General features: G+C 69.7%; 3 protein-coding genes and 1 tRNA gene. 1 reads left to right on the forward strand and 3 read right to left on the reverse strand.

Features of this window, described 5'->3' with window-relative positions:
• Positions 1–118: 118 nt before the first annotated feature.
• Complete coding sequence (locus CG719_RS24085) at positions 119–5,626, reverse strand: HAMP domain-containing protein (protein WP_100570766.1); 5,508 nt, start codon at positions 5,624–5,626, stop codon at positions 119–121.
• A 376-nt stretch (positions 5,627–6,002) separates the two neighbouring features.
• Between CG719_RS24085 and CG719_RS24095 the strand changes: the two genes are divergently transcribed.
• Positions 6,003–8,756: a SpoIIE family protein phosphatase gene (locus CG719_RS24095; protein WP_100570767.1), complete on the forward strand. Its 2,754-nt coding sequence runs from the start codon at positions 6,003–6,005 to the stop codon at positions 8,754–8,756.
• A 56-nt stretch (positions 8,757–8,812) separates the two neighbouring features.
• Here CG719_RS24095 and CG719_RS24100 read toward each other — a convergent pair.
• A tRNA-Thr gene (locus CG719_RS24100) sits at positions 8,813–8,885 on the reverse strand.
• A 41-nt stretch (positions 8,886–8,926) separates the two neighbouring features.
• A complete protein-coding gene (locus CG719_RS24105; protein ID WP_234375732.1) occupies positions 8,927–9,607 on the reverse strand; it encodes a DegT/DnrJ/EryC1/StrS family aminotransferase in 681 nt (226 codons plus the stop codon).
• Between the last annotated feature and the right edge of the window lie 170 nt (positions 9,608–9,777).

Genomic DNA, 9,777 nt, shown 5'->3' on the forward strand with positions numbered 1-9,777 from the left:
GCAGAAACGCCGCGGGAGACCAGAAGGTTCCCCGGATCCCGCGCTTCTACACGGCTCCGGGGACTCCGAGTCGACAACGTACCGCGCCCCGCGAACGTTCCGGTCACCGCCGTCCCCGTCACTCCCCGCTCATCCAGTTCGCCATCACGGTCAGCAGGTGATCGGGGTCGACGGGCTTGGTCACATAGTCGGAGGCACCCGACTCGATCGCCTTCTCCCGGTCGCCCTTCATCGCCTTCGCGGTCAGCGCGATGATCGGCAGCCCGGCGAACTGCGGCATCCGCCGGATCGCCGTGGTCGTCGCATAGCCGTCCATCTCCGGCATCATGATGTCCATCAGGACGACCGCCACGTCGTCATGCTGCTCCAGCACCTCGATGCCCTCCCGGCCGTTCTCGGCGTACAGCACGGACAGGCCGTGCTGCTCCAGAACGCTGGTCAGGGCGAAGACGTTGCGGATGTCGTCGTCGACGATGAGCACCTTCTCGCCGCCGAACCGGATGTCCCGGTGCCCCTGCGGGACGGACTCCGGCTCCGCCGGGCCCGTCGACGCCGCCACCCACTGCTCCTGGAGCGGCCGCCCGTGCCGCGCCGGCCTGTGGTCGGCGGTCGGCAGGGCCCTGCGGCGGCGCCGGAACAGCGCGGCGGGACCGCTCTGCGTCTCCTGGTACGACTTCACCTCGGCCGGCGCCTCGGCCTGGGCGGCCTCCTGCCCGGACGGCTCCGGCCCGGCGGCGGCGACCAGATGGCCGGCGTCCAGCACGGAGCCGGGCTGCTGGTAACCCTGCGGCGGCAGCTCCCCCGGGTGCAGCGGCAGGTACAGGGTGAACGTCGAACCGCGGCCCGGCTCGCTCTGCGCGTGGATCTCGCCGCCGAGCAGTTGGGCGATCTCCCGCGAGATGGACAACCCGAGGCCGGTACCGCCGTACTTGCGACTGGTGGTGCCGTCGGCCTGCTTGAACGCCTCGAAGATCACCCGCATCTTGCTGGCCGCGATGCCGATGCCGGTGTCGGTGACGGAGAAGGCGATCATGGGCGCGTCCGGGTCGGCCAGCGAGCCGGCCTCCAGCAACTGCTCGCGGATCGGCTGCGGAACGTCGTCCCGGGCGGGACGGATGACCAGCTCCACCGACCCGGAATCGGTGAACTTCACCGCGTTGGACAGCAGGTTGCGCAGCACCTGGAGCAGCCGCTGCTCGTCGGTGTGCAGGGTCGCGGGCAGCTCCGGCGACACCCTTACGGACAGGTCGAGGCCCTTCTCCGCGGTCAGCGGCCGGAAGGTGGCCTCCACGTAGTCGATGAGCTGGACGAGCGCGATACGCGTCGGGGAGACGTCCATCTTGCCCGCCTCGACCTTCGACAGGTCCAGGATGTCGTTGATCAGCTGGAGCAGGTCGGAGCCCGCGCCGTGGATCGTCTCGGCGAACTCGACCTGCTTCGGGGACAGATTGCCCTCGGCGTTGTCGGCGAGCAGTTTGGCCAGAATCAGCAGGGAGTTGAGCGGCGTACGCAGCTCGTGCGACATGTTGGCGAGGAATTCGCTGCGGTAGCGCATGGAGACCGCGAGCTGCTCGGCACGCTCCTCGAGGACCTGCCGGGCCTCCTCGATCTCGGAGTTCTTCGCCTCGATGTCGCGGTTCTGCTGCGCCAGCAGCTCGGCCTTCTCCTCCAGTTCGGCGTTGGACGCCTGAAGCGCCTTCTGCCGCTGCTCCAACTCCTCCGACCTCAGCCGCAGTTGCTCGGTCAGCTCCTGGGACTGCTTCAGCAGCAGCTCGGTCTTGGTGTTGACGGAGATGGTGTTGACGCTGGTGGCGATCATCTCCGCGATCTGGTTCAGGAAGTCCTTCTGGATGTGCGTGAACGGCGTGAACGAGGCCAGTTCGATGACGCCGAGCACCGTTCCCTCGAACAGCACCGGCAGCACGATCACCTGCGCGGGCGGAGCCTCGCCGAGCCCGGAGGAGATCTTCAGATAGCCGCTGGGCGCGTTGTCGACGAGGATGGTGCGCCTCTCCTGCGCGGCGGTCCCGATCAGCGCCTCGCCCGGCCGGAACGACGTCGGCATGGAACCCAGCGAGTAGCCGTACGAACCCAGCATCCGCAGCTCGTAGGAGTCGTCGCCCTCGCTCCCGGGGTCAGTTTCGTCGGCGAGGGGCATGGCGACGAAGAAGGCACCGTGCTGCGCCGAGACCACCGGCGTCAGCTCGCTCATGATCAGCGAGGCCACGTCCTGGAGGTCGCGGCGGCCCTGCATCAGCGCCGAGATACGGGCGAGATTGCCCTTGAGCCAGTCCTGCTCCTTGTTGGCGATCGTGGTGTCGCGCAGGTTGGCGATCATCTTGTTGATGTAGTCCTGGAGTTCCTGGATCTCGCCGGAGGCGTCGACGTCGATCTTCAGGTTCAGGTCGCCGCGGGTGACCGCGGTCGCCACGCGCGCGATGGCGCGCACCTGCCGGGTGAGGTTCCCGGCCATCTCGTTCACTGACTCGGTCAGGTCCCGCCAGGTGCCGTCGACGTCGCGCACGCGTGCCTGGCCGCCGAGCTGACCCTCGGTGCCCACCTCGCGGGCGACCCTGGTGACCTCCTCGGCGAAGGACGACAGCTGGTCGACCATCGTGTTGATGGTCGTCTTCAGCTCCAGGATCTCCCCGCGCGCGTCGATGTCGATCTTCTTGGTCAGATCGCCCTTGGCGATGGCGGTGGTGACCATGGCGATGTTGCGCACCTGACCGGTCAGGTTGGACGCCATCTGGTTCACGGACTCGGTGAGGTCCTTCCAGGTGCCGGCCACCCCGGGGACGTACGCCTGACCGCCGAGGATGCCGTCCGTGCCCACCTCACGGGCCACCTTGGTGACCTGGTCGGCGAACGAACTCAGCGTCTTCACCATGGTGTTGAACGTGTCCGCGAGCTGCGCGACCTCACCGCGCGCCTCGATGGTCACCGTCCGCGTCAGATCGCCGTTGGCGACCGCGGCCGCGACCTGGGAGATGTTGCGCACCTGCATGGTCAGGTTGTTGGCCATCAGGTTGACGTTGTCGTTGAGGTCCTTCCAGATGCCCACGACACCCGGCACGTGCGCCTGGCCGCCGAGGATGCCCTCCGTGCCCACCTCACGGGCCACCCGCGTGACCTGCTCGGCGAACGACGACAGCTGGTCGACCATCGTGTTGACGGTGGTGACCAGCTCGAGGATCTCGCCCTTCGCGTCGACGGTGATCTTCTTCGACAGGTCGCCCTTGGCGACCGCGGTCGTGACCTCGGCGATGTTGCGCACCTGAATGGTCAGGTTGTTCGCCATGAAGTTCACGGACTGGGTGAGGTCCTTCCAGGTGCCGGAGACGCCCTGGACCTCGGCCTGACCGCCGAGGATGCCCTCCGTGCCCACCTCACGGGCCACCCGCGTGACCTCCTGGGCGAACGAGGAGAGCTGGTCCACCATCGTGTTCAGGGTGTTCTTCAGCTCCAGGATCTCCCCGCGCGCGTCCACGGTGATCTTCTGCGAGAGATCACCGCGGGCCACCGCGGTCGCGACCTGGGCGATGTTGCGCACCTGGGCGGTGAGGTTGCCGGCCATGCCGTTCACGGAGTCCGTGAGGTCCCGCCACACACCGGCGACGCCGGGCACCTGCGCCTGCCCGCCCAGCCGGCCCTCCGTGCCCACCTCGCGGGCCACCCGGGTCACCTGGTCCGCGAAGGCGGAGAGCTGGTCCACCATCGTGTTGATGGTGTTCTTCAGCTCCAGGATCTCCCCGCGCGCGTCGACGTCGATCTTCTGCGAGAGGTCGCCGCGCGCCACGGCCGTCGTCACCTGGGCGATCTGCCGCACCTGGGAGGTGAGGTTGCCGGCCATGAAGTTGACGGAGTCGGTGAGCTCCTTCCAGGTGCCGGACACCCCGTCCACGCGGGCCTGCCCGCCCAGCCGGCCCTCCGTGCCCACGTCCCGGGCCATCCGGGTCACCTGGTCCGCGAACGACGACAGCTGGTCCACCATCGTGTTCACGGTGTTCTTCAGCTGGAGCATCTCGCCGGAGACGTCCACGGTGACCTTCTGCGACAGATCACCGTTGGCCACGGCAGTCGTCACCTGGGCGATGTTCCTCACCTGCCCGGTGAGGTTGCGGAACGCGGTATTGACGGAGTCGGTGAGGTCCTTCCAGGTCCCCGCCGCGCCCGCCACCTGCGCCTGGCCGCCCAGCTCGCCCTCGACCCCGATCTCCCGCGCCACCCGCGTGACCTCGGCACCGAAGGACGACAGCTGGTCCACCATGCCGTTGACGGTGTTCTTCAGCTCCAGCATCTCGCCGGCCACGTCGACGGTGACCTTCTGCGACAGATCACCGCTCGCCACGGCCGTCGTCACCGTGGCGATGTCCCTCACCTGCGTGGTGAGGTTGCGGAACACCGTGTTGACGGAGTCGGTGAGGTCCTTCCAGGTGCCGGCCACCCCCGGCACGTTCGCCTGACCGCCCAGGCGGCCCTCGGCACCGACCTCGTTGGCCACCCGCGTGACCTCGTCCGCGAAGATGCGCAGCGTCTCGGTCATCTGGTTGATCGTGTCCGCGAGCTGCGCGACCTCGCCACGCGCCGGAACAGTCACCTTCTGCGACAGATCGCCGTTGGCCACGGCTGTGGTGACCTGGGCGATCCCGCGCACCTGCGCCGTCAGATTGCCGGCCATCAGGTTCACCGAGTCGGTGAGTTCCTTCCATGTGCCGTCGACCCCCGGCACATGCGCCTGACCACCGAGGATGCCGTCCGTGCCCACCTCACGGGCCACCCGCGTCACCTCGGAGGAGAACGCGGAGAGCTGGTCCACCATCGTATTGACGGTGTTCTTCAGCTCCAGCATCTCGCCGGCGACATGGACGGTCACCTTCCGCGACAGATCGCCCTTGGCCACCGCCGTGGTGACCAGCGCGATGTCCCGCACCTGCGCCGTCAGCCGGGACGCCATGGTGTTGACGGAGTCCGTCAGGTCCTTCCACGACCCGGACAGACCGCGCACCCTGGCCTGACCGCCCAGCTTGCCCTCCGTGCCCACCTCGCTGGCCACCCGCGTGACCTCGTCGGTGAACGTCGACAACTGGTCGACCAGGTTGTTGACGGTCCGCCCGACCTTCAGGAACTCACCGCGCAGCGGATGCCCGGCACCCTCCGGCGCCTGCGAGCGCAGCTCCATGCGCGGCGACAGATCTCCCTCGGCGACCGCGGTGAGGACCCGGCCGACCTCCGAGACGGGCCGGACGAGATCGTCGACGAGCGCGTTGGAATGGTCGATCGCCGTCGCCCAGGAGCCTTCGCAGGCGCCCGTCTCCAGCCGCTCGGTGAGCTTTCCCTCACGCCCCACCATGCGCCGCACCCGCGACAACTCGCCCGTCAGATGCAGATTGCGTTCGGCGACCTCGTTGAAGACGGCGGCGATCTCCGACATCACGCCGTCCCCGGACACCGTGAGCCGCCTGCGGAAATTGCCGTCGCGCATCGACACCAGAGCGGCCAGCAGTCGGTTCAGGGAAGCCGTGTCCACCTCGGTGGTCCCGTTGTGCGCCGTGCGCCGGTTCTTCGGGGACTGTCCGCCTTTCGCGCGCGGCTTCGTGTCCCGCGTCGCTGCGCCAGACTCCACTGTGTCCCTCCCGCAGGGGTCGACCGTTACCGCTGTGCTGCGGTACGCCGGCTCGGCGTACCGGTTACTACTGCGTATTCGTGTCCGATGTAATCAGTCCGCAGGGAGAGCCGTCGCTCTGGGTGCAGAGAGCACACTCCGCCCGCCCGGACCTTCACCAGAAGCCTGCCCAGTGTTTCACCCCGGCCGAACCAGGCCATAACAGTTCGGCAGCTTCGCACACCCTCCGCACACCCTCGGGACGGAAACACTGGCGACCGGCATCCGCGTGGACGGCGAAGGTAAGTAACCTTGCATGGGGCTGTCCAGCCGCACCGGTCCGTCCGGTCTGGGCGGTGGCACGGGAACGAGCGGGCATCGGAGGGCGGCCGCAGACATGACCACCGGAGTGATCCCCGGGGGACCGCCCCCGGAGCCACAGCCGAACGGACCGCAGCTGCCGGAACAGCGGCGCGATCCCATCAGCCACCAGGGTCTGCACGTCGACAACCGGACGAGGAGTTCTGTGATCACCGCGCGCGCGGCCGCCAGCTTCGATCCCCTGGGCCGATCGGTGGCGACCGCCCGGTCCTTCGTCCGCGACACCCTTCAGGGGTGGGGCTTCGGCGACATCATCGACGACGCGGTGGTCCTCACGAGCGAACTGGTCACCAACGCCGTCGTCCACGCGGGAACAGCGGCCGACGTGCTGTGCCTGCGCAGCGACGACGGAGCGCGCATCGAGGTGTCCGACCGCTACCCCGAGCGCGAGCTCCCGGTACAGAGCTCGGCGGTCAACATGGGCAGCCCCGACCGCGAGGGCGGCCGCGGCCTGCAACTGTGCGCGGCCCTGGCCGGCCGCTGGGGCGTGGAGTACACGCCGACGCACAAGAAGGTCTGGTTCCAACTCGACATGCCCGAGCGCCCGGTCGGCACCCGCGCCGCCGGCCCCTGCCTGCCCGCGGACCTCCTCCCGCTCGCCGACGGCCGGGTCCGTGTGGCCGTCGTCCAGATCGAACGCGGCGGCTCCGTCACCGCCTGGAACGAGGACGCCGAGGAACTGTTCGGCTACGCCGCCAAGCAGGTCGTCGGCAAGCCGCTCACCGACCTCGCCGCCTGGCCCCACACCCCCGGCACCAGCACCGGCGTCGCCGAGGCGCTCCAACTCTCCCGCTGGGAAGGCAGCTACGGCATCCGCGGCGCCCACGGCCGCGTCATCCCCGTCTACGCCTCCCACCTCCGCGTCCGCGACACCGACGGCGAGCCCTCCACGGTCTGCCTCCTCGTGCGCGACCACGAACGGGCCGTGCTCCAGACCCCGTTGCGCCTCCCGGCGACCTCCGACACGGGCAGTGCCCCCGAGGGCCCCGGCGCCGACCCCTTCGAGGTCTTCATCGGCTCCCCCGCCCCCGACGACCTCGACGGCCTGCTGCAGCGCACCGTGGAACGCGCCCGCGACATGCTCGACGGCGACGCCGCCTTCCTCCTGCTGGCCACCGACGACGAAACGGAGCTGGAGGTCCGCGCCTCCACCGGCCTGCCCTCCGCGCGTCAGCGTTTCGCCCGCGTCCCCGTCGAGGCGGGCCCCGGCCGCTACGGCTCCGCCCGGATGCCCGCCGTCCACGACGACCTCGCCGCCGTCCCGGGCGCCGTCCCCCTCCTCAACAGCACCGGCATGCGCTCGGTCGTCACCGTCCCGCTGAAGGTCGAGGGCCGCCTCACCGGCTCCCTCGGCGTCGCCGCGGAGGCACCCGGCCGGTACTCCAACGAGGAGGCGCTGCGCCTGCAGTTCGCCGCCGACCGCATCGCCCTGGCCGTCGAGTCGGCCCGCCTCGGCGAGCTGGAGCGGCTGCGCCGCGGCTCCCTCAGCTTCCTCGTCGAGGCCTCCGACCTGCTGGCCGGCACCCTGGACCGCGACCAGACCCTCGCCCTGATGGCCCAGATGACGGTCCCGACCCTGGCCACCTGGTGCGCCGTCTACACGATCGCCGACCCGGCCTCCGATCCCTACCTGTCCTACGTCCTGCACGAGGACGAGGAGCTGATCGACGGCATCAAGTCCCTGCTGTCCAAGATCGCCCCACCGGACCCGGTGCCCACCCCCGGAGCACGCGTGTGGTCCGCCCCCGGCGAGGCCGCCCACCAGGCGGCCCTGCGCAGCTCCATGCGCAGCCTCGCCCTGGGCGACTCGCACCACCGGATCGGTACGACCATCGGACCGACCCTTGCCACGGCCTCCGCGGTCGGCGGCGAGACGGTCGTCCTGCCGCTGGTCGCCCGCAACCGCGTCATCGGCATGCTCACCCTCGGCAAGCCCGCCGACGAGCACTTCCGCCAGGAGATCCTGGAACTGGCCGAGGACCTCAGCCGCAGGGCCGCTCTCGCCCTGGACAACGCCCGGCTCTACTCGGAGCGCACGGCCATCAGCCAGTCCCTCCAGCGCAGCCTCCTGCCGCCGGGGCTCCCCGACGTCGAGGGCGTGGAGGTCGACGTCATCTACCGCGCGGCCGGCGAGGGCAACGAGGTCGGCGGCGACTTCTACGACCTCTTCCCCATCCGTGACGGCGCCTACGGCTTCGCCATCGGCGACGTCTGCGGCACGGGCCCGGAGGCAGCCGCGGTGACCGGCCTGGCCCGGCACGCGCTCAGGCTGCTGGCCCGCGAGGGCTTCGGCGGCCCGGCTGTACTGGAGCGCCTGAACTCCGCGATCCTCGACGAGGGCGCCCGCAGCCGCTTCCTCACGCTCCTTTACGGCGAGCTGTGGCCGCAGGAGGACGGCAGCGCCCGGCTGAAGGTGGTCTGCGCCGGCCATCCGCTGCCGCTGCGCCTGCGCCAGGACGGCACGGTGGAGCCGGCCGCCGACCCGCAGCCGCTGCTCGGCGTCATGGAGGACCTGGAGCTGTACGAGCAGACGATCACGCTGGACCCGGGCGACGTGCTGCTGTGCGTCACGGACGGCGTCACCGAGCGCCGTGAGGGCTCCCGGATGCTGGGCGACGACGGTCTCGCGGACGTTCTCACCACCTGTACGGGCCTGACGGCCGGTGCGGTGGCGGCCCGCATCCTGCGCGCCGTGGAACGCTTTGCCTCGGACGCCCCGTCCGACGACATGGCGATCCTGGCGATGCGGGTGCCGGGTCCCCCGCAGTAGGGAGCCGCAGGGCATGGAAAAGGCCCTCACCCGAAGGGTGAGGGCCTTTTTGCCGGAGCCCCCAAACGGAATCGAACCGTTGACCTTCTCCTTACCATGGAGACGCTCTACCGACTGAGCTATAGGGGCCGGTTGCCTTCTCGGAGTTTCCCCCGCGGCAACGAAATAGATCATACCCCGAACAGGGCCGTGCTCCCAACCGCGATCGGCCCGCCGAGCGCGTTGCAGACCGAGACGACCCGCTGCATCTCCCGGCGCGTCAACGAGGCGTCCACGGGCAGCGCCAGCGTCTCCTCGGCGGCCCGCTCGGTCTCCGGCAGGGACACGCACCGACGGTACTCCGGCAGCCGGTGCACGGGGGTCTTCACGGGCACCCGGCAGTCAACTCCCCGGGCCCGTATGGCGCGTGCGAAGGCGTCACGGTCGGGTCGGCCGTTACCGGGCACCCGCACCACGTACTGCTGGTAGGTGTGCCCGTCCCCGCCGTCGGGCGTCCACACACCCCGCAGCTTGGTGTCGAGATAGGCGGCACGCTCCCTGCGCTGCGCCGTCTCGTCGTACGGCACCTCGGACTCGCCCTGCTCAAGGACCAGCAGCCCGTGCCGCCGGCCCAGCGCGTGCAGCCGCCCCATGTCGGCGGACCGTCCGAAGCGGTGCACGACGACCACGGCCACCGTGCGTGCGGTCAGGGCCTGTTCGACGACGGAGGCGTCGAGGCAGTACGTCACCGGGTCTATGTCGGCGAACACCGGCAGGGCGCCCACCTGTGTCACGGCCTCGGCGACCTCCACGTTCCCGAACGCCGGCACGACGACCTCGTCACCGACTCCGACGCCGGCGGCCCTGAGCAGAGCAGCAATACCCATGAGGTGGATGCTGGTTGTGCAACATGAACTTCAAGTAACGGAAAACAAAAAAGGGTTGGACCCGGAACCGAAGTTCGGGGTCCAACCCTTTCAAAATTTGTTCGGCGGCGTCCTACTCTCCCACAGGGTCCCCCCTGCAGTACCATCGGCGCTGT

The sequence above is a fragment of the Streptomyces sp. CB01373 genome (assembly GCF_002803075.1).
GTDB lineage: Bacteria > Actinomycetota > Actinomycetes > Streptomycetales > Streptomycetaceae > Streptomyces.

Coding starts and splice junctions, on each gene's coding strand:
- CG719_RS24095 (WP_100570767.1), top strand. CDS start 6,003: ATGACCACCGGAGTGATCCCCGGGGGACCGCCCCCGGAGCCACAGCCG.